We start from the raw sequence: 22157 nt of genomic DNA, 5'->3' as shown, positions 1-22157 counted from the left end.
GCCCTGCGACCGCGAGCGCCGCGAACCGCAGGGCAGTCTGGCGTGGCGCGTCTCTCAGGCGGCGCGCCGGCCGTGGCGGGCAAGAACCTGATCCGCCGCCTTCCCCGTGAGTTCGGCCAGATGGTCGAAGCGCGAAGTGAAAGTGGCAACACCGGCTGTCGCCGAGCGCAACTCGATGATGAGCCCTTCCATCTCCGTTTCCGGCAACAGGCAGCTCACCTCGTCCCACCCGGACCATCCCGGGCGCGCATCGAAGCCGAGCAACTGTCCGCGCCGGCTGGAAACGATGGCGTTGATCCGCGCGGTTGCCTCGCTCGGGCAGCTTATCGTGACAATCAGGACCGGCTCGAGCAGCACCGGCTGACAATTCGGAAGTCCCTCGCGAAGGGCCTGGATCGCCGCCATGCGGAACGCCTGGTCCGAGGAATCGACACTATGGAACGAGCCGTCGGTGAGCGTGACGGCGAGATCGACCACCGGAAAGCCGAGCGTCCCCTGGGCAAGCGCCTCCTCCACACCGGAGCGAACGGAAGGGATGTACTGCTTGGGCACGACACCACCGGTGATCGTATCGGCAAATACGAGCCCCTCGCCACGCGGCAGCGGACGGATATCGAGCGCCACGTCGCCGAACTGGCCGTGACCTCCGGACTGCTTCTTGTGCCGCGCACGCACGCTGGTGCCCGTGCGGATGGTTTCCCGGTAGGGGATGGCAGGCGTTTCGGTATTCACCGACAGGCCGTATTTGCCCGCAAGCCGCTCGAGCGCCACCCTCAGGTGCATTTCGCCCTGCCCCTCGAGAAGCGTCTGGGCGCTGTCCTGCTGGTGGGTGATCACCAGGCTCGGATCCTCCTCTCCAAGCCGGGCAAGCGCGGCCGAAAGCTTGACCTCGTCGCGCCGCTCACTCGGCGAGACCGCAAGCCCCATGACCGGGGCCGGCGGGACGAGGGGAGCAAGTTGCACAACCGATCCAGTCGCGCTCAGCGTCTCCCCGGTCAGAACCTTGTCGAGCTTGCCAAGGCCGACGGTCTCGCCGGCCACAGCCGGGCCCCGCTTGGCGGCCTGCTGGCCGGTGACCCGGTAGAAGCCGGAGATACGCGCCTCACCGCCGTCCTCGCGGCACACGGTGTCCGCATCACCGAGACGCCCGCTGAGCAGGCGGGCGAGCGAGAGCTTGCCGGCGTGGGCCGTGTGCACGGTCTTGAGGATCTGCACGATCGCCGTGTCGCCGGCGACGAGCCCAAGCCGCGCCCGGGTCACGGCGATGCCGGGCGCCTCGTGGCGCAGGGCCTTCAGCAGCCTGCCGATACCGTTGCCGCGTTCGGCCGAGCCGAAGAACACCGGCACGATGAAGCCTTTGCGCATCTCCCCGGAAAGATCGGCGAAGACATGATCGGTGCGTGGCTTCTCGTCCTCCAGAAGGGCCTCCATGAGGTCGTCGTCATGATCGGCGAGCGTTTCCAGCATCGAGAAGCGCGCTTCCATCTCCCGCGCCTTCGCATCGTCGGGAATATCGATCACCTCGCTTTCCGCATTCTCGCGAAAGACATGGGCCCGCTCCAGCGCCAGGTCGACATAGCCAACCGCCGTTCCATCCCGCCAGATCGGGATCTCGCGCAGAACCAGCGGCACCGCCGAGGCCGGCTGCAGCATCGCCAGAACGTCACGCATGCGCGCAGCGGACCTGTCGATCTTGTTGAGGAAGAGAATGCGCGGGATGTTGCGATCTTCAAGCTCCTTGAGGATCACCTGCAAGGCCGGGACCTTCTTCTCGTCCGCCTCGGCAACGACGATGGCGAGATCGACGCCGGCAAGAACGCCGAGGCTCTCGGCGAGGAAGTCCACCGCGCCGGGGCAATCGAGGAAGGTGAAGTTGTCGCCGAGATAGTCCGTCGAGGCGACATTGACCTCGACGCTCATCGTATGGGCGCGCGCCTCTGGCGCGCCGTCACCGACACTGGTGCCGGCAGGAACACTCCCCTGTCTGGCAATGGCCCCGGTGCGCGCGAGAACAGCCTCCAACAGCGTGGTCTTGCCACTGCCGAAGGGACCGACGATCCCGATGCACCGGGGCCCGACCTCTCTGCCGCCTTGTTCGCCTTTTCCGCCCATGATCGCGTCTCCTTCTCCCCGGCCCGCCATGCGAGCCTCGTGGTTGTCGAAGGAACCGGTGCGGTCCTGAACGGCAAATCCGCATACCGGTACCGCCGCCCGCCGGACCGCGGGCGGACATCCATCGTCGCCGAAACGGCAGGAAACGCAAGGGAAACCGATACTGCGGCGCAACATCGAAGGCAGGGGACGGGGTGGCTGTCGCGCGAAAAGAAAAGGGCCGGCGGCGCAATGCCGACCGGCCCCGATCACAATGAGATGCCGCACGCCCGCGAGAGCGGGAAAGCGCCGCGCTGTCCTACTTGAGGTTGCCGCAGAAGCGCTGGATGCGCGTGCAGGCTTCCTCGAGCGCCTCGGTCGAAGTGGCGTAGGAGATCCGGAAGTTCGGGCCAAGACCGAAGGCCGAGCCCTGAACCACCGCCACGCCTTCAGTCTCGAGCAGCTCCGTGACGAAATCCTCGTCGCTCTCGATGACCTTGCCGGACGGCGCCGTCTTGCCGATCGTGCCGGCGCAGGAGGGGAACACGTAGAACGCGCCTTCCGGCACCGGGCAGGTGATGCCCTTGGCCTGGTTCAGCATCGAGACGACGAGATCGCGACGGCCCTTGAACACCTCGTTGTTCTTCGGGATGAAGTCCTGCGGTCCGGTCAAAGCCTCGACCGCCGCCCACTGGGCGATGGAACAGGGGTTCGACGTGGACTGCGACTGGATCTTCGCCATCGCCTTGATGAGCTCGGCCGGACCGGCCGCGTAGCCGATGCGCCAGCCGGTCATGGCATAGGCCTTGGAAACACCGTTGACCGTCAGTGTGCGGTCATAAAGACCGGGTTCCACCTGGGCCGGCGTGGTGAACTCGAAATCGTCGTAGACCAGGTGCTCGTACATGTCGTCGGTCATCACCCAGACATGGGGATGACGCATGAGCACATCGGTGATCGCCTTGAGCTCGGCGCGCGTGTAGGCGGCGCCCGACGGGTTCGATGGCGAGTTGAAGATGATCCACTTGGTCTTCGGCGTGATCGCCGCCTCGATGGCCTCCGGCGCGACCTTGAAGGTCTGCTGGTCGGCGTCGACGATGACCGGGCTGCCGCCTGCGAGCAGAACCATGTCCGGATAGCTCACCCAGTAGGGTGTCGGCACGATGACTTCGTCGCCCGGGTTCAGCGTCGCGACCAGCGCGTTGTAGAGCACCTGCTTGCCGCCGGTGCCGACGGTGACCTGACCGGCCTCGTAGGACAGGCCATTCTCGCGCTTGAACTTGGCGACGATCGCCTGCTTCAGCTCGGGAATGCCATCGACGGCCGTGTATTTCGTCTTGCCTTCATTGATCGCGTTGATCGCCGCCGTCTTGATGTTCGCCGGCGTGTCGAAGTCCGGTTCTCCGGCTCCAAGTCCGATAACGTCGCGACCCGCCGCTTTCAGCTCCCGTGCCTTGTTGGTAACGGCAATGGTCGCGGACGGTTTGACGCGCGCAAGCGCGTCGGCGATGAAGGCCATGATGATCTCCCGATGAGGCCCGATGGGCGGTAGGATGTGCAAGCGCGGACCCTACTGCCGGCGGCGGAAGCGTGCAAGGGTGGATCTCGCCGCTCAGCCCCGTCGGACGGCGTTCAGCCGGCCAGAACGCCCCCGTCACACCGCACCGCGTGCAGACGGATATCCGCCTCGCCCAGATGTAGGCCAAGCGTCGAGAGAAGCGAATTCACCACCGCATCGAGCGGCATCGCCACCCCCTCGAGCGTGTTGACGAGACCGGCCGTGACATTCGCTTCCGTCAGCCCCAGGCCGAGAAGCCGGACATCGAGGTCCAGATCGCCGAGCAGAGAAGAGACCACCGACTGCAGGATCGTCGTGGTGCTGACGCTCTTGCCCGGCGTACGGCCGATGTCTGAACGCGAGAACGACAGGATCTTCTCCTGCACGCTGCCGGCTTCCACATGGGCAATACCGCGAACGCGAATGAGCGGCAGCACTGCGATGTCGGCTTTGGAAACAAGAGGAGAAGCCGAAAAATCCGCCATCGTCGCCGTATCGATCTCTCCGATCCAAAGGTCGGCGATCCCCGGCCTGGCCGCGATCCTGACCGCCACGCCACCGCCCGGCAGGCAGGCGATCCTGTCCAGCGAGGCGCGCGCGTGCGCCAGGTCGAGATAAAGCGGCAGCTTGAGTGAGATTGTCGAGAACAGCCCCTTGCCACCGATCTGGGCGACGAGACGCAGGCGCGTTTGTGCTGTCGAGACGCTGGTGTCGCGCTGGCCGACAGCCATCATCGATGTCCCCTGCATCGGCTCACCGATGGCAACGACCGCCTTGACACTGGAAAGCCCGGGAATGGCAATCGACAGGTTAAGCTCCACCTGTCGCCCTCCGTTGGCGAGAACCGTGGATGCGGAAACGAGATCAAGCGCGGATGCCGAAAGGTCGAAACCTTCCGCTGGGTCGCCGATGGCAAGCTCGGCGAAGGGGCCGGCGTCGACGAGAAACGAAAGCGGCACGGAAATGTCGGACCCGGCCGCCTGGCCCAGCCTGCGCAACGCAACGGAGGCGGCGGCATCGCCCTGCGCGGCGGAGATGTCGGCAAGCACCTTCATCAGTTCGCCGACCGTGACGGAACCGGACAGCACCTCACCATAGGTTCCGGCGGTGACCGCCCCGCTCGTCGACAGTCCCTGAAGGACCTCGGCGATCCGCAGATCGACATCGGCCAGCGCCCGGTAGTCCATCACCGACAGGTTTACGGATCCGCCGACCAGCGCGCCCAGCAACTGGTTCGCGACACCACCCTTCAAGGACGCGAGCCTGCTGCCGATGCTGAACGAGGCCAGTTCCGCGCTGGCGGCCACGGCGGTGACACTGATCTCGGGTTGCTGGGCGTCGAACACGCGGGCGAAGAAGATCTTGCCCGGCTGACTGAGGTTCACGCGCACCGCATTGTAGGGCAGACGCCCCGCTGTGAAGCGCTGATCGGGCTCCACATCCGGATCCGCGACGTAATTGCCCCGCACGACCTCATAATCGGCCAGGACCTGATTTGCCGCGAGCGTCGCCTCGACCCGTTCCTCGGCCCGCGCGATGTCGCCTGCTCCGGCGATGGCCGCAAGGTCGGCCCCGCCCTGCAGGACACGGCGCTCGAAGTAGAGCGAACCGACGTCGATGGCCAGGGCGGTCACCCCGATCATGAGCAGGAAGAAGAAGCCCGCCATGAGGGCAATGGTTCCGGAGGTATCACGGCTGAAATCACGCAGGCGGCGGCGAAGAGACAATCCCATGACACGCTCCCTCGCCCGCACTCAGTAGCCGCCACGCGAAACGATGGCGACGCGCTGGATCGTTTCGCTCGGCAAGGGAAGCATCGGCCGCATCTGCCAGATCGGAAGGTCGCCGGCGTGATAGGTCACGACGACGCGAAACTGACGTGCATTTCCAGGAAGAGGGCCAGCGTCCACGGCCACCTTGGCGCCGTCGATGAGGGCATAGGACCCCGCACTTGCCGCGATATGCGTACGCACGATCCGTTCGCGCTCCGCATCGGACAATCCCGCAACCGAGGCGCGCGCCGCATCCGCCGCGATCTGCGCGACGCTGTGCGCCGCGCCGAAGTAAATTCCGTAGGCCAGGATGCCCAGCATGATGAGAAGAAAAACCGGGACGACGATTGCGAACTCAACAGCAGCCGCGCCGGATTGGCTTTCGAGGAAAACTCGATCTTCTTTTCTTGTCATGTCGAACTCCCAACATTGAAGTTCCCTCCCGCCTGTCGCCGGTTCGAAAAATCGAAAAACCAGCATGTAAATATTTTCCCCTACGGCAATTCCACGCTCGAAAAATGAAGAGAAAGTGAATATTCCACCAACCCTGGGTAAGTCGGAATTGCTACATGTGATTGCATTTTCCCGACACCGCACCAGTCAATTGAAATTCAAATACTTCGCCTCCCGCTGCACACGCGGCGCTCGGAGAAGTTTTTCTCAAAAAACAGCAAGTACCGCTGCTCTCGGGCGGAGCCTCTGGAGACTCGGCACGCGCGAAGGCGTCCGGTCGGGACGACCGGAGACGGGAGCCTTAAGCATCACCCCCGGGCGGTGCCCGGCTTAGTGCTTGCTTTCGATGAGGAGATAATGCGCGGAGCCGGTTTCCATCAGCGTCACGCGCAGCCGCTTGCTGCGCGACACGCCGTCGAAGCCGCTGACCGTCGCCTGAACCGGCGTCGTCGCCCCCTTGCGGGCGTGGTCGAGCAGGGTCATGAACGTCTTCGGATGCAGCATGGTCTCGGTGATCGGCGCCGATTCCATCAGCTGCTCGCTGATGGCGAAGGTCTTGCGCGCCGCGGCATTGACCGCGACGGTCATGCGGGTCTTGACGTCGACCACAAGCGTCGGCGCGTTCACGCAGTTGAACACCTGCATGAAATCAACCGCACTGGAGGTGACCTTTTCCGCCGAGAAAACGACGCCGCCGAGTCCGGAGGACACCCGGAACGGAACGATCGAGAACGTCAGCGTCATCGAGTCGCCCGAGGACAGGAAGAACCGCTTGTTCCCCTCCATCGGCGCCCGTCTGGCCAGTGTCGTCAGCACGACGGAGGTCAGCGTCTTGCCGACGCGGTTGGGGATGTGGGCGATGTTGCGGCCAACGCACAATGAGGCATCGGCTATGTGGAACAGCGACACCAGCGCATCATTGGCGTAGCGCAGGTAACCGAAGCTGTCGACGACGAGAACGGCCTTCTCGCTGCTCTCGACCAGATGGCGGATGAGCGGCGCGACACCGCGCACGGCCGAGCCGGTCCCCTCCTCCTCCTGCTCGCTGTCGGCAACGGCAACGATAAACGTCCGCCCGCCCTCGGCCTGGTAGCGCATGGCCGACAACGTCAGCCCGGTGCCGACCTCGCCGCCGCCAAGCTCGGCCGGACCGGATGCACCGTATTTCACGGCCTGCTGGATGAGGCCCAGAATCTGCTTCTGGTCGTTTTGGGCGAGAAGGCGCAATGCGCTCGAAAGTGGCGCCTCGTTGAGACCGGCGCGCGCGGCGAAATCAAGCGTCTGAGATTCCAGCCAGACGATCCGCTTGGCCTGGATATCGACCATGAAGAAGCCGAGACCGGCGAGCGAAAGGGCCGCGTCGGCGGCACCGGGCGCTCCCGCGGGCTGGCGCGGGCCACGGTCCGCTTCAGGGCTCGCCTGCGGCTCCGGCTTCTCCAAGGATTCCATCATCAATCTTCCGACTTAGGCTCCCGACGGCACCGTCGCGCCAGGCGCTCACTTATGCCAAGGATCATGGGCGAAAGCTCCTGCCAATCGGTAAAGGGGCCGGTAAGAATGTGGAAATGTATGTGGCGGGAGCGCCATGATCTGCCTTCAATCCGCCTACAAATGACACAGGAAGCGCCCGATTGGCGACCTTGCGAAGCCCCTTTCGCCCGTCACCTTCAACGCATCGACCAAAAGCGAAACGCGGAGCAGTCAGATGCGTTCCCCCAGTTCCTCCCCGCGCAAGTCCGTTCTCTCCGGCACCGCCAAGCCGCGCCGCTGGCGCAGGCTTGCCGTTCCAATGCGCGCTGCCCTGGTCGTCGCCATTGGCGCCCTGCCGGCGATCTTCATTGCCTCCAGCGCACGGGCCGCCGGCGCGACCGCTGCCGACGACTGGACGATGGGCGTTCTCGCGCTCGCCTTCGGCTCGATGCTGCTGCTGCTGTCGATGCTGGCCCGCCACATGGTGCAGGGCCTGAAGGACGGTGCCGAACGCGGCAAGCGCCACGACAGAGGTTTCTACTGATGCCCCGTGCCCTTTCCCTCTCGTCCCGCCCCTCGACGCGCGGCGAACGCGGCAGCGAGGAAAGCGCCGCGGCGATGCTCGGGCTGGCGGTTGCCCTCGGCCTCCTGTTCGCGCTGTCTCTGACGATGTTCGGCGGACCGCTCGCCCATACGCTCAAGCGGATCGCCCCGGCCGAGCAAGCCGCGACGGAAACTCCCCCGCAGAGCCGCTGATCGAGGCAACCGCCCGCCGCGTTCCGTCCACACCTCCCCCACCCGCCATTGCGAAGCACGCGAAAACGCGCGAAACATCGGGGAACGATGCGGGAGGACAGGATCCGTCCTCTCCACCCCGACAGGGAGCTTGAAATATGGCGGTCGATCTCAGCCTATCACCGGACACGATCCGGATGCTGATCCAGAAGGCGCGTGCGGTCTCGGGAGCCCTCGAAGACAGCTTCGAGGACGGCAACGACCACGAAGTTGAGTTCGACGAGGACACGCTCACCGACAGCCACGCCCACGACGGGCTCGCCGAGGAAGAGACCGAAAATCTCAGCGAAGAGGAGCTGCGTGAGCTGATCGAGGACCTCAACGTCGACGAGGCCGCAGAGCTCGTCGCCTTGCTGTGGATCGGTCGCGGCGATTTCGACGCGGAAGATTTCCAGCAGGCCGTGAACGAGGCGCGCGAGCGCGCCGTCGGCTCGACCGCCAAGTATCTGCTCGGCATGCCGCTGATGGCGGATCACCTGGAAGCAGGACTCGACGCGCTCGAGCTTTGACCCCGGCAGTCAAAAATGATCGGGACGCGGGCGGGCGACGGTCATGGACCCGCCCGCCCGTTTACCTTTTCAGTCACGAACCGCGCGACCGCAGTGTCGCGCGGTTCGTGACTGAAAAGGCTTGGAAATCCACAGCGAGTTGCAAAATATCTGAATAACCCGACAGGCGCGCAATTCGCCTCTTTACTCTTCGTTAACCAAAACACTTAACTTTTCGTGCGTGACAAACGGCGGAGAGTGCGCATGAGCTTCACCAACCGGACTGACGCAGACACCCTTTCCGTACGCAGGGTCTCTCCCTGGCCGACAGCCCTTTGGGTCACCTCGGCGACACTTGCCCTGACCTTCGTGATCTGCTTCGCCTTTCCCAACGGCTGAACGGACCGAATGGCGCTTGCGGCCCCCGGCGCTTTCGGATAGCCGATCTGAATGAGCCGACTTGCCGCAAATTGCCTTCTCCTTATCGCAGCCCTCATCTGGGGATCGGCAATCGTCGCCCAGTCGACCGCGATGGATCACCTGGGGCCGTTGACCTTCACGGGGATCCGCTTCTCCATCGCAGCCCTTGTGGTGCTGCCCTTCGCCCTGCGCGAAAGGGGACCCGCGCCGCTTGCCCCCCGGCATTTCCTGCGTTTCACCCTGCTCGGACTGATCTTCTTTCTCGGCATCACTCTGCAGCAGGTCGGCCTGACGACGACAAGCGTCACCAACGCCGGCTTCCTGACGGCGGTCTACGTTGTCCTGACACCCGTCATGGCCGCGCTGATCTTCCATGAGCGGCCGCATGTCATCGTCTGGCCGGCGTCCCTGGTGACGCTCGCCGGAATCTGGATGCTGGGTCGCGGCTCGCTCGGCACGCTTGGCAGCGGCGATGTTTTGATGCTCGTCTGCGCGATCTTCTGGGCCCTGCACGTCAGCTTGATCGGCCGGTTTGCCGCCACCAGCGGCCGACCGCTGGCGCTGTCGGCATGGCAATTCGGCGTGACCGGCCTCGTCGCGCTTCTGCCGGGCCTGTTCCTCGAGCCGATAACGCTGGGCGATATCGCCAGCGCCTGGCCGGAGCTTCTTTACACCAGTGTGATTTCGGGATGCCTCGGGTTCACGCTTCAGGCGCTTGGGCAACGATGGACGGGCTCCGTCGACGCCGCGATCCTGCTGTCGTCAGAGGCTCTTTTCGCCGCACTCTTCGGCGCGCTCCTTCTCGGCGAGAGGCTGACGCCAACAGGCCTCGCCGGCTGCCTGCTCATCTTCGCCGCGATCCTGGTCGTCCAGCTCGCACCGCTCGTCGACGCCCGCCGCGCGCGCCTGCGCCGCGCCTGACGTCGAACCGAGCCCCAACACGGAAAGACCCGCCGCCATGACCGAAGAGACAGGCACCGCGGTTTCTCCTTGCGCGCCACCGCCGCCCCCGGGCGACGACGCAGCCAGTGCCCGCGCCGACCGATCAGGCCGGCTCGACTGGCTGGATGTGGCGCGCGGCATCGCGCTGCTGGCGATGGCGGTCTACCATCTGTCCTGGGACCTTTCCTGGTTCGCGCTTGTCGACTGGCCCGTCGACCGCGGAGCCGGCTGGCGCAGCTTCGCGGCCGCGATCGCAGGGTCCTTCCTCTTCCTTGTCGGTGTCGGGCTGGTGTTGTCTCATCGGCGCGGCATCCGCTGGAAGGCGGCGCTCCTGCGTGCCGGGCGCATCGCCCTTGCCGCCGGCGCGATCAGCCTCGCCACCTGGTACGCGCTCGGCGACCAGTATGTCCGCTTCGGCATCCTGCACGCCATTGCCGCCGGTTCTCTCATCACGCTTCCCTTCGTCTTCGTGCCGGCGCCGCTGACGCTTCTCGCAGCCGCCGGCGCGCTGGCGCTGCCGCGCGTGCTCAGCCTCTCCTTTGCCGGAGACGACTGGTTCGGCTGGACGGGCCTTGTCGCCACCTCGTCGCCGTCGGTGGACCACGTCCCCCTGTTTCCCTGGCTCGCCCCGATCCTCGCCGGCATCGCCATCGCCCGCCTCACGCTGTCCACGCCAGCATGGGCAAGACTTGGCACATGGCGGGCAAGAGGCATTGGCACACGGCTCACGGCCTTTTTCGGCAGGCACTCGCTCGCCTTCTATCTCCTGCATCAGCCGCTTCTCTACGGCGCGGTGTGGGCCGCCGTTTCCCTCGGCGTCGCTCCGGATCCGGCAGAAACGGCCTTCCTCGAGCAATGCGAGATGAGCTGCGCCATCCTGGAGCCCGGAGAGGCGGAGGCAGAGGGCAACGTCCCGCCGCCCGACTGCGCCGAGATCTGCCGCTGCACGCTCGACACCCTCTCCTCGGAAGGGAGCTGGGTCCGCCTGCTGGAACGCAGCGACGATCCGACTTTGAACTCGGCCATCAGCAACGCCTACGGGCAATGCACGCGCGCAACGACCCTCTCCGACGACTAGGTCAACGGACCTGGATCGCGGGAACGTGATCCCGGTCACAGCTCCCCCTGCCCCGATGGGGCACGCTCATGCTAGAGTTCTCGCGGTTGCGATGAGGACCAGGATCGCAACCGAAAACGTACAGGGCTGCAATCGGGACAAAGGGGGAGGCAGAACCATGCGGAAGCGGATTTCAGGTGGAAAGGCCGCTGCCGGGTGCCGGGTACCGACACCACTGACCAGCCCTCCCTCGCTCACGCTCCGCGCGTTTTCCCGGTCCCACCTCTGCTCGCCGCGATGTCCCCGCGTGCCGCTAACCTATCGCCAGTCAACGAGAATCGCATGAACACGTCTGACCACACCTCCGAAGGACACTGGGCAATCGGCCTGATGACCGGCACCGTCCTCGATGGCAACATCGACATCGCCATGCTGCGCACCGACGGCGAGCGCGTGTTTGCCTTCGGCCCCTGGAGACTTGCCCCCTATCCCGACGGCCTGAAGCCGCTGCTGGCGACAACGCTCAAGGAGGCCGCGCTGTGGAACTTCGAGGGACCGGAGCCTGACATCTTCGCCGAGGCGGAGGCGCGCGTCAGCGAGGCCCAGTCGCAAGCGGTGGCCGACTTCCTCGCAGAGCACGGGATCGGCCACGACGAGATTGCCGCCGTCGGCTTCCATGGACAGACCGTGCTGCACCGCGCACCAACCGGCGGCGCCTGCGGCCGCACCCGCCAGCTCGGCAACGGCACATTGATGGCCGAACGCCTCGGAATACCCGTCGTCAACGACTTCCGCAGCCACGATATGACGCTCGGTGGCCAGGGCGCGCCGCTCGCACCCATCTATCACACCGCGCTCCTGCGCTCGATCGGCGCCGGTCCGGAGACCGCCGTTCTCAATCTCGGCGGCGTCGGCAACATCACCTGGGTCGACGAGGACGGGTTGCCGCATGCGTTCGACACGGGCCCGGCCAATGCTCCGCTCAACGACTGGATCGGTGCCCACGGCCTCGGCGACATGGACCGGGACGGAAAAGTCGCGGCCAGCGGACGGGTCGACCGCGACCGCCTCGCGCGGCTCCTCGCCCATCCCTATCTGCATGCGCCCTACCCGAAGTCCCTTGACCGCAACGACTTCACCTCGGCGATGGCCGACGGTCTGTCGGTCGAGGACGGAGCAGCGACGCTGACCGCCTTCACCGCAGGCGCCGTCGGTGCGGCGCTCGACCGGCTGCCACGTCGTCCCGCCCGCGTCATTGTCTGCGGCGGCGGCCGTCGCAACCCGCACCTGCTGGAGGCGATCCGCCAGGAAGCCCGCGTCGATGTCGCCGTGGCCGAGGATGTCGGCTGGCGCGGCGATGCGATCGAGGCCGAGTGCTTCGCCTTTCTCGCGATGCGGGTGCGCACCGGACTGCCAATCAGCTTTCCGCTCACCACGGGCGTCGCCAGCCCCGCGACCGGTGGGCGGATCTGCCATCCGCCGGCGCGAAAAGCATCCTGAGGCGACACATGACGCTCGCCCAGATAGCCCCGATGCCCGGCGCCACCATCTTCGCCGCCCCCCGAAGCGACAACAAGGATCGACCAGAGCGATGAGCAACTTCGCCAGCCGCGAGCTTCCCCCCACCCGCGCGGCGACAATTCACCTGTGCCGCCGGTCGCGTGCGGTCGCCTTCGGCATGCGCCTTTCCGTTACGGCCCGAAACGTATATGCAGGGCGTCATCTGATCGTCAGGCCTGCCGGCCGCCCCATGAACCGCCTTGTCACCTCGAGTTGGCCCGTGAAACAGACCGCTTCCCTGTTGCGCCTGGGCGCGATCGCCCTCGCCCTGTCCCTGCCGTTTGCAGGAGGCCCGCTTGCCCCCGTCCTGGGTATCGAGGCGGCACAGGCCGCAACAAAGGTTCCCGCCGGCAACCGCAACGCATCGCAACCGCGCATTCCGTTCGCCTCGGCGCGGCGGACAGCCGCCAGCCGGTCCGCCTATGACGCCAAGTTTGACAGGATCGTCAGCGTACTTCGTCGCGACACCCGGCTGATCCGGGACATCAAGAAAGCGGCAAGCGCCTACGGAATCGATCCGATCCACATGCTGGGCGCGATTGTCGGCGAGCACACCTATAACTACGACAGTCTCGACAGCGCCCAGTCCTACTACGTCAAGGCGCTGAGCTACGCCGGCATCCGCATGGAATTTTCACTGGGCGGGGTCCATGTCGCCGACTTCGTCCAGCGCCCGGAGTTCAAGCGCTGCAATGCCGGCTCGCAGGAAAGCAACCGCCTGTGGTCCTGCTACCAGCGGATCTGGAGAGCCAGGTTCCAGGGCAAGCTGGTCGATGGTGTCCGCTATCCCGGCAAGAACTTCAACGAAGCCTTCTTCCAACCGCTCTTCGCCGGCCAGAGCTTCGGGCTCGGCCAGCTCTCGCCGCTGACCGCGCTGATGATGAGCGACCGGGTCAACCGTACCAGCGGCTATCCCAAGCTCTCCGTGCGCAACGAGCAGGAGATCTACCGGGCGACGATGGATCCGGGCAAGTCTCTCCACTACATGGCCGCTGTCCTGCGCGACGCCATCGACGCCTACAAGAGCGTCGCCAATGTCGATATCTCGGGAAATCCGGGCCTGACTGCGACTCTCTACAACCTCGGAGATTCATGGGATCGCGCCGCCGCGTTCCGCAGGCGGCGGGCTGCCGGCGGCGCCCGCTGGCCAGAGGAAAATTATTACGGCTGGCTGGTCAACGACAAGATCGAGGTGCTTCAGGGCCTGCTCTGACGGACGTGGCCTGCCCGGACCGCGAAGGCCGCCGAGTTCCGCTCGCGGCCAGCGTCATTCCATCCAGCAGACTTCCTTCATCACCTTGACCAGCTTGCCCGTCTTGGGGTCGCGCACCGGCGTCGGCATGACGTTGCAGACCTTCACCCGGGCCTGGAACGCCGACCGGCCGCCGCGAATATAAGGCCCGCCGCGGGCCTCGTCGCGATTCAGCCGGTCGATCAGCATCTGGCGGTCGGTGAAGTCCCCAGCCCGCGCCGTCTGCGAGGCGGCCAGAGCGGCGGCAATGAGGGCGAAAATGGCAAGCTGCTTGATCATGTCGTTGGCCCTTCCGAAGCGCACCGCCTCAGCGAAGAAACGGGTTCGTCTTTCTCTCGTGACCGATCGTGGAGGCCGGGCCATGGCCCGGCAGGAAGCTGACGTCGTCGCCAAGCGGAAGAAGCTTGTCGCGGATGGAGGCGATCAGCGTCTCGTGGTTTCCACCGGGAAGATCCGTGCGTCCGACGGAGCCGGCGAAAAGCACATCGCCCGAAATCGCGAACCTCAGCTCCGGCTCGAAGAAGACCACATGACCGGGTGCGTGTCCGGGACAGTGAAGCACCTGGAAACTGCGACCGGCAATCGACATCTCGTCACCCTCTTCCAGCCAGCGGTCGGGCGTCACCACGCGCACGCCGTCGACCCCGAACTGACGCGCCTGTTCCTCGACCCGGGCGATCAACGTCTCGTCGGCCCTGTGCGGCCCCTCGACCGGCACGGAAAGCCGCTCCGCGAGTTCCGCCGCACCACCGACGTGGTCGATATGGCCATGGGTGAGGACAATCTTCTCGACCTTGACGCCATGCTCCGCCAGAACTTCCAGGATCCGCTCGACGTCACCGCCGGGATCGACAACCGCGCCAAGCTTCGTCTTCGGATCGAAGATCACCGAGCAGTTCTGCTGAAAGGCCGTCACGGGAATGACGACAATCTGTACGGGCGGTTCTGCCTGATCGGTTTCGGACATGGTGCGAAGCTCTTTCGGCGCTGGAGGGAGCTGCTGAGCGGACGGGTGGCCGCAGCCTTCGGTATCCATTCAGGTAACCCGCCCCCCGCCGCTTGACAACCATCACGCAAGCGAGGGCTCCATGCCCTGTCAATTTCCGCAATTTACGGCAGGAATGGGCGGGGATTCACTCTGGAGAACCTGCAAGCTATGGCGTTTCGCAGGGTTTTCCTTGCCCGAACCACGTCTCCACACGTATGATGCGTGCGCGATTGGCAAGGATGTGGCGGCGGACAAGGTCTGGGATGTGACGGTTAGGATGTTCGGCGTTCTTGGTGCCGAACATGCGGGGACGGGAAAGAAGTTCTCTCGTGCCTGGCGTCAAGCGGCTGGTGATGCAGGGGGCAACGCCCATTGCGGATCGCCTGATGCCTGAACCCCCAGCACTCCCGCTCCTTTGTCCCGGAAGCCTTTGGGCCTGGACCCCTTGGTCACGGCCCGAGCGACGGGTGCGACATCCCCAGACAGACGCGGCGTGAACAGGGCGTGGCCGGGCAAGATTGCGATCATACCGGACGTCGCCAACACATTGACCAGCGAGCCCGGCGGAGCAGCGGGTTCATACAGGGTGAATTTAACATGGATGACTGGCGTTCGGACAACCGTCGGCAAGGCAGACGGCGCGGTGGTTCGAAGGACTTTGGCGGCGATCCGGAAGAATTCGGCGGTGGTAACGACCACGACAAGCGCAACAAGCCCGAGCGCGGCGGGCGGCGGGACAGCTTCAGCGAGACGAGCTGGGGTGCCCCGGGCGAAGAGACCGGCGGTTTCCCTGCCGGTGATCGTTTTGGCGGTGGCGACCGCTTTGGTGGCGGCGGCGGTGAACGCGCCAGCGGCGGTGGTGATCGTTTCGGCGGCGGCGGCAGCCGTTTCGGCGGCGGTGATCGCAGCGGCGGCGGTGGTCGCTTCGGCGGTGGTGATCGCGCCGGTGGTGGCGGCCGCTTCGGCGGTGGTGATCGCGCTGGCGGTGGCGGCCGCTTCGGCGGCGGTGATCGCGCCGGCGGTGGCGACCGTTTCGGCGGCGGTGATCGCAGCGGCGGTGGCGACCGTTTCGGCGGTGGTGATCGCAGCGGCGGCGGTGACCGTTTCGGCGGTGGTGATCGCGGCGCACCGAGACGTCCGCCTGTCGAGCGCGGCCCGCGTCAGACTGGCGTCGTGAAGTTCTTCAAGGCGGACAAGGGGTTCGGCTTCATCATGCCGGACAATGGCGATGCGGACGTCTTCGTTCACATCTCCGCCGTGGAACGATCCGGCCTGACAACCCTCATGAGCGACCAGCGCGTTTCCTTCGAAACCGAGCCGGATCGACATGGCAAGGGTCCCAAGGCCGTTGAACTGCAGATCGAGGAAGACGGCGGCGAGCAGGCCTGAGGCCTGCCCTCCCTGTCCGGGTTCCGGAATGCGGCGGCCTTTCGCGGGCCGCCGCATTTCTTTTCTGCCCCCTCCCCTTCCCCCGAAAGCTGTGGCGAGACCTTTACAGGACCGCCGTCGACGCCCTATCCCGGAGCTGGCTTCGTCTGCGGACGCCGGCCCCGCATTCCCAGATCGCACCGGACCGTACCCATGGTGGATATCAGACCCTTCTCCCGCGCCGACACGGATGCCGTTCTCGCTGTCAACGAGGCCAGCCTTCCGGCGGTCAACAGCATAGGCGCGGCCGAATTGCATGCTCTGGCGGATGCCAGTGTCATGACCCTCGTCGCGGTCGAGGACGAGATCCCGGTCGGCGTGCTGATCTGTCTCGACCATACCGCGACCTACGACAGCCGTAACTTCGCCTGGCTGAAGCGCGAGGTCGGCGAGTTCCTCTATGTCGACCGCATCGCGCTGGCGCCGTCCGCGCGGGGCAAGTCCTATGGCCAGAAGCTCTACGAGGCCGTTCTTGAGCGCGCGGCGGCGGATCCGCGCAACGCTGCGCTGCCGCTTGCCTGCGAAGTCAACACCCGCCCGGCCAACCCGGGCTCGCTGCGTTTTCATTCCCGCCTCGGTTTTTCCGAGATCGGCACCGCCGACCATGGCGACAAGGCGGTTGTCTTTCTAGCCCGCCCCGTGGCGGCCATACTCAAGGAGGCCGGACAGTGAACTACCGCCACGCCTTTCACGCCGGCAACATCGGCGATGTGCTCAAGCACATGGTCTTCGCCCGCGTCATCACCTACCTGCAGTCGAAACCCGGCGGGTTCCGGATTATCGACACCCATGCCGGCCTGGGCCGCTATGACCTGACAAAAGGCGATGCGCAGCGCACCGGCGAATGGCGCCAGGGCGTCGGCCGAGTGCTCGAAGCCGACATGCCGAAGAAGGTCGCCGAGATCCTGGCACCCTGGCTCGACGTCGTGCGCGGCATGGAGGAGAACGCGAAAAAGCTCTCCGTCTACCCGGGATCGCCGCTGCTTGCCCGCAAGCTGATGCGCGAGCAGGACCGCCTGACGGTCACCGAGCTGCATCCCGACGATTTCCAGAAGCTGGCCGAGCTTTTCGCCGGCGACGTTCACGTCAAGGCGATCGAGCTTGACGGCTGGAACGCCTTGCGCGGCTTCGTGCCGCCGAAGGAAAAGCGCGGCATCGTGCTGATCGACCCGGCCTTTGAGGAAACCAACGAGTTCGAGAAGCTGGCGACCGGCCTCTACAAGGGGTGGCGGCGCTGGGGCACAGGCTGCTTCATCGCTTGGTATCCGATCAAGGACAAGAAGACCGTGAAGCGCTTCTACGACGCGATGAGCGTTTCGGGCATCGAGCGGATCATGGTCGCAGAGCATTTCGCCGGGCAGGCGCGTACCGACGGTCCGATGATGGGAAGCGGCCTGATCATGATCAATCCGCCCTGGACGTTGAAAGGCGAACTCGAGACCGTTCTGCCCTGGCTGACGACGACGCTCGCGCAAGGCCGCGGCGCAGACTGGCGCGTTCTCCAGCTCACGGGCGAGAAATGATCCGCGTGGAGCCCCTCCCGCCAGCTTGACCGCCAAGACGCACTGCCGCATCGTGCATTCGAAGCAGCCTCCCGAGGAGACCGACATGCCCGCTTTCGCTTCGCTGCGAACCCTTGCCCCCCTGTGCGCCGGCGCAATTCTGATTGCCGCTTCGGCATTCAGTGGAGCAAAGGCCGAAGAACGCCCCTATTTCTCCTGGAACGGGGATCCCCGCGTTCCAGCCTGCGAGGATGTGGCGGTTCAGAACGCGGTTGCCGGTCGCGTTGCCCGTGCCGACGTCGAATACGGTCGCGGCCTGACGATCCGCGCCATGGAACGCATCGTAGAGACAGGCTTTTCGGTCAACCGGCCAAGCCCCTATGCACGGCGTTTCTGCGAGGCCCGCGCCGCGATGAGCGACGGGCGCGAGCGCCGCGTCTACTACGCGATCATGGAACACGCCGGTTTTGTCGGCCTGGGGTGGAAGGCTGAGGCCTGCGTTGCCGGCGTCGATCCCTGGCGGGTCTACGACGCTCGTTGCCGCACTGTCCGTCCGTGAGGCATCGCATTGCCAGCGCGGCATATCATTGCCGCGCTGTTGATCTCTGTCTTGGCGCCTTGCTCCTGTTCTTCGGTCTTGCAACGGCGGGACCGCAGTCGGCGCATGCGGCCGAAAGCGGAGAGTTCGACTATTATGTGCTCTCGCTCTCATGGTCTCCGAGCTATTGCGCCCGCGCCGGGCGCAAGGCCGATCCGACCCAGTGCAAGGTGGCAAAGCCGTTCCGCTTCGTCGTTCACGGCCTCTGGCCGCAGAACGAGCGCGGATATCCCTCATCCTGCCGGACGCGATACCGTGAGCCGGGCCGCGGCACGGTGGAGCGCATGCTCGACATCATGCCGAGCCGGGGGCTGATCCGCCACGAGTGGCGCAAGCACGGCAGTTGCTCGGGGCTCGAGCCCGACGACTATTTCGCTCTCACCCGTCAGGCATTCGAGAAGATAAGGATCCCCGCTGCTTTCGCCACGACGCGCGACGGCGGACGCGTCGCCCCGGCTGCGGTCGAAACAGCATTTCGTCTTGCCAATCCGGGCCTGCGCGATTCGGCGATGGCCGTCACATGCGAGGCCGGAAGGCTCTCCGAGGTGCGCATCTGCCTGACCAGAGATCTCGACTTCAGGTCCTGCCGCGCGGTGGACAGGCGCGGCTGCAGGCAAAGGCAGATCAATGTTCCCGCGCCGCGCTGAAACACCCGTCTTTCCACTGCGCGGCCTCTGGCTGACCCTGCTGCTCGTCTGCGCGCCAACGGCGCAGGCCCGCGATGACACCGGCGGCTGGCGGGTTTCCTGCTCCGCGCAGGCTCCCTGCTTCGCCGAGGCAACGGGCGTTGATGCGGCGACGGGCGCGCCCGTCTACCGCCTGCGCCTGGAACGGACGCCCGGCGGCATCGCGCTTGCCTTCGAGACGTCGTCTCCACGTCCCGACGACCGGCGCGCCATGCAATGGGAGATCGACGACCGGCCCGTCCATGTGCTTCGGCCCGACGAGTTCGCACCCGCAGACAGGATAGAACGGCTTCATGTGACCGCGCCGCGCGCCGGACGCACGCTTGTCGAGGCCCTGCGCCAGGGCCAAGGCCTTCGGATTTCCTTTCTCGATGCACTCGGCGGCGCTCATGAGGCCCTGTTTTCTCTGAGCGGATCGAGAGCTGCGATGGACGAGCTTGCCAACGACACGGGAGACGCCAGAACATTCGCGCCGATACCGCCCGCGCGCCAGTTGCCGCGCCTTGGCCGGGAAGAGGCGGTGCGCGCCCTCGGCGTCCCCTATGCCGTGCTGGAACGCCATGCCCGCACCTCCGACTGCGAGGCATCCGAAAGCCCGGGGCTGGCGGATGCCCCTGTCGTCATCGGCGTGCTCTCCGATGTCGCGACCCTCTACGCGCTCCCCTGCACATCAGGTACCTCCGGAGGCGAGACATACCGGCTCTATCTGCGGGATTCAGGTGAGATCGGCGGCGTCGAGACACTCGTCTTCGCCGTTCACGACCCCCGGTTCGGCTGGGTCGGAACCGATCTTCTGCCCCGCCCGCGCTTCAACGCGGACACGGGAGAACTGACGGCGGAGCACGTCGGCCCCTCCGACCGCCATTGCGGATATCGCGCGACCTGGAAATGGCGGGACTATGCCTTCCGCCTCACGAGCCTGTGGGGACCCGACACCTGCAAGGATGCGGCGCGCCCGGCGCGCTGGCAACGCATCCACCCGCCAGGCTGAGGGCTGCGGTGCGAGGGATTACCTCTTCAGCATCGCCTCAAACCGCTGGCGCACGACCTCCGGCATCCGACGCAGGGCGTCGGGAACCTGGTCGAAGCTGCCCCAGTTGTCCGTGAAGATGGAATTCACGGCCGCGTGATAGCGGGACAGCGGTGCGTCGATTACCTCGGGACGCAGCGGCGCAAGCAGCGGAAGGGACGCCAGATAGACCAGCCCCATCAGCAAAAGCACGCGCCGCACAGCGACAAATGGAGAGGCAAGGGAGAAGCGCATCCGGCGGTCCTGCTGCTCGTCGCACCGACCTGCGACCGGCACTTTTCAGCAAGCTAGAAACCGCCTGTTAACGCTCAGTTACCCCTTCGAGCGCAATTTTCGACAATAAAGCACTGAAGATATTGCTTCTTTTCAAGCGACTGGCATTCAATACAATCTCGCGTTAACCAGCCGGTGTCGGGTTCCGGCAAAAACCGCCCGACCCGTATTCGTTTCACGCCCGGGCCCGGGAGCATCGAATCGACTGCTCCCGCCCCATGAAACAGGGATCCATCCGTGCTCGTTCTTCGCTCGTCTCCCGCCTCCCCGTTCGGCCGCAAGGCCAAGATCGCCGCCGCCGTCCTCGACCTTGCCGCCCTGCTGCATGTCGAGGCCACCGACACGACCGATCCGGGCGACTCCATCCGCACGCAGAACCCCCTCGGCAAGATACCAGCCCTCCTGCTCGAGGACGGCACCGCGCTCTATGACAGCCGGGTCGTGGTGGAGTATCTCGACCACCTGGCGGGCGGCGGACGTATCATTCCAGCAGGCGACGCCCGTTTCCCGGTGCTCCGCCTGCAGGCGCTCGCCGATGGCATCGCCGATGCGGCGCTGCTTCAGGTCTATGAGGTGCGCTTCCGCCCCGAGGAACGCCGGCATCCGGACTGGCTGGCCTATCAGGCGGAGAAGGTCTCCCGCGGGCTCGGGGAACTGGAAAAGACGCCGCCGGCAACGGTGAACGAGGGCACAACGCCCGATATCGGCCAGATTGCCCTGGCCTGTACGCTCGGCTATCTCGACCTGCGCTTCGAGGGCTCCTGGCGCAATCAGCACCCGACGCTCGTTGCCTGGCTCGACGCCTTCGAGGCGGCCGTTCCGTCCTACGGCACGACACGCTTCGCCGGCTGAAGCCGGCCGCGATCAGGCCAGGAAGCCATACCCGAGCGCGGCTGCCTGCCGGTCGCGCTCGCGGATGACCTCATAGTCCCGTGGCTCGAACGCAACGAAGCCAGCCAGGAGCAGAGCCTCGCGGATCTCCGGGTCGAGCGCTGCGATGCCCTGTGCGACCCCGCGCCTGATCCTGGGCAGATCCGCCGCGCGCCCGACGGCCGAAATGAGCGGCAGGCCGGGCGTCGGCGGCGTATAGGCAAGCACCCTCACGCTGGCTGAGGCCGGCTCGTGCCGCTTAGCCAGCTCCCAGCTCACCGCATCGAGGCAGGCGATGTCGGCCGCCCCCTCGGCAACCGCACGCAAGGCACCGCGGTGGGAACCCGCCTCCAGCGCCTGCGAGAAGAACCGACCCTCCTCGCTCAACGGCGCAACCAGATGCCGCAGCGCGCCCTCCCCCGACTGAGAGCCCGGGTGGTTGAAGGCGACCCTTCGGCCGCGAAACGCGGCGATCCCCTCCGACAGGTCATCTTCCCGCACGACGAGCGCACTGCGGTACTGGCCTGGCGCGCAGCCGTCCAGCCGGTAGGCGGGGGCACCGACAAGCGTCACCCGCCCGGCAAGATGGCGCACGTAGGGAAGGCCGCAGGTCTGGGCCAGGAAAAGGTCGGGATCGCTCCAGAGCGAGAACAGCTCGCGCTGTCGCTCCAGCACTTTCGGCGGGTCGAGCCCCTCGTCGCGCAGCGCGCGCGCAAGCGCCGCCCACAAGGCATCCGTTTCGGCGCCGATTTCCGGCCAATCATACATGGCAAGCGCGGCTGGCCCCGCTCCAGCACCGTTTCCCGCATCGCTCATCTCGCCCCTCTTCACCGCCCACTTCGAGGCGGCAAGCCTAGGTCGGACGCAACGACACCTCAACCGCACAAAAAAAGAGGGAGCCCAACGGCTCCCTCTTGGCATTTT

Annotated in this window: 24 protein-coding genes; 15 read left to right on the top strand and 9 right to left on the bottom strand. The window is 65.8% G+C overall.

Annotated features, from left to right (window positions below; translation table 11 throughout):
* Window positions 1-54 precede the first annotated feature (54 nt).
* The 5 genes from ACSLUQ_RS01330 to ACSLUQ_RS01310 form a co-directional block, all read right to left on the bottom strand.
* Window positions 55-2112 (bottom strand): elongation factor G, encoded by a 2058-nt coding sequence (locus ACSLUQ_RS01330; protein WP_417771130.1) that lies wholly within the window; start codon window positions 2110-2112, stop codon window positions 55-57.
* A 298-nt stretch (window positions 2113-2410) separates the two neighbouring features.
* A complete protein-coding gene (locus tag ACSLUQ_RS01325) occupies window positions 2411-3610 on the bottom strand; it encodes a pyridoxal phosphate-dependent aminotransferase (RefSeq protein ID WP_417771131.1) in 1200 nt (399 codons plus the stop codon).
* 113 nt (window positions 3611-3723) lie between these two features.
* Window positions 3724-5382: a TadG family pilus assembly protein gene (locus tag ACSLUQ_RS01320; protein WP_461807493.1), complete on the bottom strand. Its 1659-nt coding sequence runs from the start codon at window positions 5380-5382 to the stop codon at window positions 3724-3726.
* 21 nt (window positions 5383-5403) lie between these two features.
* Window positions 5404-5901 (bottom strand): TadE family protein, encoded by a 498-nt coding sequence (locus tag ACSLUQ_RS01315; protein ID WP_417771133.1) that lies wholly within the window; start codon window positions 5899-5901, stop codon window positions 5404-5406.
* Between the two features lie 303 nt (window positions 5902-6204).
* On the bottom strand, window positions 6205-7326 hold the full coding sequence (locus tag ACSLUQ_RS01310) for a nitrogen regulation protein NR(II) (RefSeq protein ID WP_417771134.1): 1122 nt from the start codon (window positions 7324-7326) through the stop codon (window positions 6205-6207).
* Window positions 7327-7579: 253 nt separating this feature from the next.
* Here ACSLUQ_RS01310 and ACSLUQ_RS01305 point away from each other — a divergent pair, with 253 nt between their 5' ends.
* From ACSLUQ_RS01305 to ACSLUQ_RS01270, 8 genes are all read left to right on the top strand, one after another.
* Window positions 7580-7888: a hypothetical protein gene (locus ACSLUQ_RS01305; RefSeq protein WP_417771135.1), complete on the top strand. Its 309-nt coding sequence runs from the start codon at window positions 7580-7582 to the stop codon at window positions 7886-7888.
* Complete coding sequence (locus tag ACSLUQ_RS01300; RefSeq protein ID WP_461807492.1) at window positions 7888-8100, top strand: hypothetical protein; 213 nt, start codon at window positions 7888-7890, stop codon at window positions 8098-8100. The genes ACSLUQ_RS01305 and ACSLUQ_RS01300 overlap by 1 nt, the downstream gene beginning before the upstream one ends.
* A gap of 137 nt (window positions 8101-8237) precedes the next feature.
* The gene (locus ACSLUQ_RS01295; protein WP_417771137.1) at window positions 8238-8648 is read left to right on the top strand and encodes a DUF3775 domain-containing protein; all 411 of its coding nucleotides are present in this window, start codon (window positions 8238-8240) and stop codon (window positions 8646-8648) included.
* Window positions 8649-8891: 243 nt separating this feature from the next.
* Window positions 8892-9026, top strand: a complete 135-nt coding sequence (locus tag ACSLUQ_RS01290) for a hypothetical protein (RefSeq protein ID WP_417771138.1) — start codon at window positions 8892-8894, stop codon at window positions 9024-9026.
* A gap of 51 nt (window positions 9027-9077) precedes the next feature.
* Window positions 9078-9968, top strand: a complete 891-nt coding sequence (locus ACSLUQ_RS01285; RefSeq protein WP_461807491.1) for a DMT family transporter — start codon at window positions 9078-9080, stop codon at window positions 9966-9968.
* A gap of 37 nt (window positions 9969-10005) precedes the next feature.
* The gene (locus ACSLUQ_RS01280; protein WP_461807490.1) at window positions 10006-11067 is read left to right on the top strand and encodes a DUF1624 domain-containing protein; all 1062 of its coding nucleotides are present in this window, start codon (window positions 10006-10008) and stop codon (window positions 11065-11067) included.
* Between the two features lie 321 nt (window positions 11068-11388).
* Window positions 11389-12546, top strand: coding sequence for an anhydro-N-acetylmuramic acid kinase (locus ACSLUQ_RS01275; RefSeq protein ID WP_461807489.1), 1158 nt, complete (start codon window positions 11389-11391; stop codon window positions 12544-12546).
* Window positions 12547-12874: 328 nt separating this feature from the next.
* Window positions 12875-13819 carry a DUF1402 family protein gene (locus tag ACSLUQ_RS01270; RefSeq protein ID WP_461808458.1) on the top strand — a complete coding sequence of 315 codons (945 nt, stop codon included), beginning with the start codon at window positions 12875-12877 and terminating at the stop codon, window positions 13817-13819.
* A gap of 54 nt (window positions 13820-13873) precedes the next feature.
* Here ACSLUQ_RS01270 and ACSLUQ_RS01265 read toward each other — a convergent pair whose 3' ends face one another.
* Entirely contained in the window at window positions 13874-14137 is a 264-nt protein-coding gene (locus ACSLUQ_RS01265; RefSeq protein WP_461807488.1) for a hypothetical protein, read from the bottom strand.
* Between the two features lie 28 nt (window positions 14138-14165).
* On the bottom strand, window positions 14166-14825 hold the full coding sequence (locus tag ACSLUQ_RS01260; RefSeq protein ID WP_417771144.1) for an MBL fold metallo-hydrolase: 660 nt from the start codon (window positions 14823-14825) through the stop codon (window positions 14166-14168).
* Between the two features lie 618 nt (window positions 14826-15443).
* Here ACSLUQ_RS01260 and ACSLUQ_RS01255 point away from each other — a divergent pair.
* From ACSLUQ_RS01255 to ACSLUQ_RS01230, 6 genes are all read left to right on the top strand, one after another.
* Window positions 15444-16235 (top strand): cold-shock protein, encoded by a 792-nt coding sequence (locus ACSLUQ_RS01255; RefSeq protein ID WP_461807487.1) that lies wholly within the window; start codon window positions 15444-15446, stop codon window positions 16233-16235.
* Window positions 16236-16427: 192 nt separating this feature from the next.
* Window positions 16428-16946, top strand: coding sequence for a GNAT family N-acetyltransferase (locus ACSLUQ_RS01250; protein WP_461807486.1), 519 nt, complete (start codon window positions 16428-16430; stop codon window positions 16944-16946).
* Window positions 16943-17797, top strand: a complete 855-nt coding sequence (locus ACSLUQ_RS01245) for a 23S rRNA (adenine(2030)-N(6))-methyltransferase RlmJ (protein WP_461807485.1) — start codon at window positions 16943-16945, stop codon at window positions 17795-17797. The genes ACSLUQ_RS01250 and ACSLUQ_RS01245 overlap by 4 nt, the downstream gene beginning before the upstream one ends.
* 85 nt (window positions 17798-17882) lie before the next feature.
* Window positions 17883-18335 carry a cytoplasmic protein gene (locus ACSLUQ_RS01240; protein ID WP_461807484.1) on the top strand — a complete coding sequence of 151 codons (453 nt, stop codon included), beginning with the start codon at window positions 17883-17885 and terminating at the stop codon, window positions 18333-18335.
* Window positions 18336-18394: 59 nt separating this feature from the next.
* Window positions 18395-19021 (top strand): ribonuclease T2 family protein, encoded by a 627-nt coding sequence (locus ACSLUQ_RS01235; protein WP_461807483.1) that lies wholly within the window; start codon window positions 18395-18397, stop codon window positions 19019-19021.
* Window positions 19002-20051, top strand: coding sequence for a DUF1176 domain-containing protein (locus tag ACSLUQ_RS01230; RefSeq protein ID WP_461807482.1), 1050 nt, complete (start codon window positions 19002-19004; stop codon window positions 20049-20051). Before ACSLUQ_RS01235 ends, ACSLUQ_RS01230 begins: the two co-directional genes overlap by 20 nt.
* Before the next feature lie 18 nt (window positions 20052-20069).
* On the opposite strand, the gene ACSLUQ_RS01225 is transcribed toward ACSLUQ_RS01230, so the two are convergent.
* On the bottom strand, window positions 20070-20324 hold the full coding sequence (locus tag ACSLUQ_RS01225) for a hypothetical protein (protein WP_417771152.1): 255 nt from the start codon (window positions 20322-20324) through the stop codon (window positions 20070-20072).
* A gap of 276 nt (window positions 20325-20600) precedes the next feature.
* Here ACSLUQ_RS01225 and ACSLUQ_RS01220 point away from each other — a divergent pair, with 276 nt between their 5' ends.
* Window positions 20601-21215: a glutathione S-transferase family protein gene (locus ACSLUQ_RS01220; RefSeq protein ID WP_417771153.1), complete on the top strand. Its 615-nt coding sequence runs from the start codon at window positions 20601-20603 to the stop codon at window positions 21213-21215.
* Between the two features lie 12 nt (window positions 21216-21227).
* On the opposite strand, the gene ACSLUQ_RS01215 is transcribed toward ACSLUQ_RS01220, so the two are convergent.
* Window positions 21228-22049: a phosphate/phosphite/phosphonate ABC transporter substrate-binding protein gene (locus ACSLUQ_RS01215; RefSeq protein ID WP_461807481.1), complete on the bottom strand. Its 822-nt coding sequence runs from the start codon at window positions 22047-22049 to the stop codon at window positions 21228-21230.
* Window positions 22050-22157: the final 108 nt, after the last annotated feature.

The organism is Stappia sp. ICDLI1TA098, assembly GCF_054880955.1.
This window is presented reverse-complemented; position numbering and strand designations above follow the sequence as displayed.

Coding starts and splice junctions, on each gene's coding strand:
- ACSLUQ_RS01295 (WP_417771137.1), top strand. CDS start 8,238: ATGGCGGTCGATCTCAGCCTATCACCGGACACGATCCGGATGCTGATC.
- ACSLUQ_RS01250 (WP_461807486.1), top strand. CDS start 16,428: ATGGTGGATATCAGACCCTTCTCCCGCGCCGACACGGATGCCGTTCTC.
- ACSLUQ_RS01325 (WP_417771131.1), bottom strand. CDS start 3,610: ATGGCCTTCATCGCCGACGCGCTTGCGCGCGTCAAACCGTCCGCGACC.
- ACSLUQ_RS01310 (WP_417771134.1), bottom strand. CDS start 7,326: ATGATGGAATCCTTGGAGAAGCCGGAGCCGCAGGCGAGCCCTGAAGCG.
- ACSLUQ_RS01260 (WP_417771144.1), bottom strand. CDS start 14,825: ATGTCCGAAACCGATCAGGCAGAACCGCCCGTACAGATTGTCGTCATT.
- ACSLUQ_RS01320 (WP_461807493.1), bottom strand. CDS start 5,382: ATGGGATTGTCTCTTCGCCGCCGCCTGCGTGATTTCAGCCGTGATACC.
- ACSLUQ_RS01330 (WP_417771130.1), bottom strand. CDS start 2,112: ATGGGCGGAAAAGGCGAACAAGGCGGCAGAGAGGTCGGGCCCCGGTGC.
- ACSLUQ_RS01225 (WP_417771152.1), bottom strand. CDS start 20,324: ATGCGCTTCTCCCTTGCCTCTCCATTTGTCGCTGTGCGGCGCGTGCTT.
- ACSLUQ_RS01240 (WP_461807484.1), top strand. CDS start 17,883: ATGCCCGCTTTCGCTTCGCTGCGAACCCTTGCCCCCCTGTGCGCCGGC.
- ACSLUQ_RS01265 (WP_461807488.1), bottom strand. CDS start 14,137: ATGATCAAGCAGCTTGCCATTTTCGCCCTCATTGCCGCCGCTCTGGCC.
- ACSLUQ_RS01215 (WP_461807481.1), bottom strand. CDS start 22,049: ATGAGCGATGCGGGAAACGGTGCTGGAGCGGGGCCAGCCGCGCTTGCC.
- ACSLUQ_RS01315 (WP_417771133.1), bottom strand. CDS start 5,901: ATGCTGGTTTTTCGATTTTTCGAACCGGCGACAGGCGGGAGGGAACTT.
- ACSLUQ_RS01275 (WP_461807489.1), top strand. CDS start 11,389: ATGAACACGTCTGACCACACCTCCGAAGGACACTGGGCAATCGGCCTG.
- ACSLUQ_RS01280 (WP_461807490.1), top strand. CDS start 10,006: ATGACCGAAGAGACAGGCACCGCGGTTTCTCCTTGCGCGCCACCGCCG.
- ACSLUQ_RS01230 (WP_461807482.1), top strand. CDS start 19,002: ATGTTCCCGCGCCGCGCTGAAACACCCGTCTTTCCACTGCGCGGCCTC.
- ACSLUQ_RS01305 (WP_417771135.1), top strand. CDS start 7,580: ATGCGTTCCCCCAGTTCCTCCCCGCGCAAGTCCGTTCTCTCCGGCACC.
- ACSLUQ_RS01255 (WP_461807487.1), top strand. CDS start 15,444: ATGGATGACTGGCGTTCGGACAACCGTCGGCAAGGCAGACGGCGCGGT.
- ACSLUQ_RS01300 (WP_461807492.1), top strand. CDS start 7,888: ATGCCCCGTGCCCTTTCCCTCTCGTCCCGCCCCTCGACGCGCGGCGAA.
- ACSLUQ_RS01285 (WP_461807491.1), top strand. CDS start 9,078: ATGAGCCGACTTGCCGCAAATTGCCTTCTCCTTATCGCAGCCCTCATC.
- ACSLUQ_RS01290 (WP_417771138.1), top strand. CDS start 8,892: ATGAGCTTCACCAACCGGACTGACGCAGACACCCTTTCCGTACGCAGG.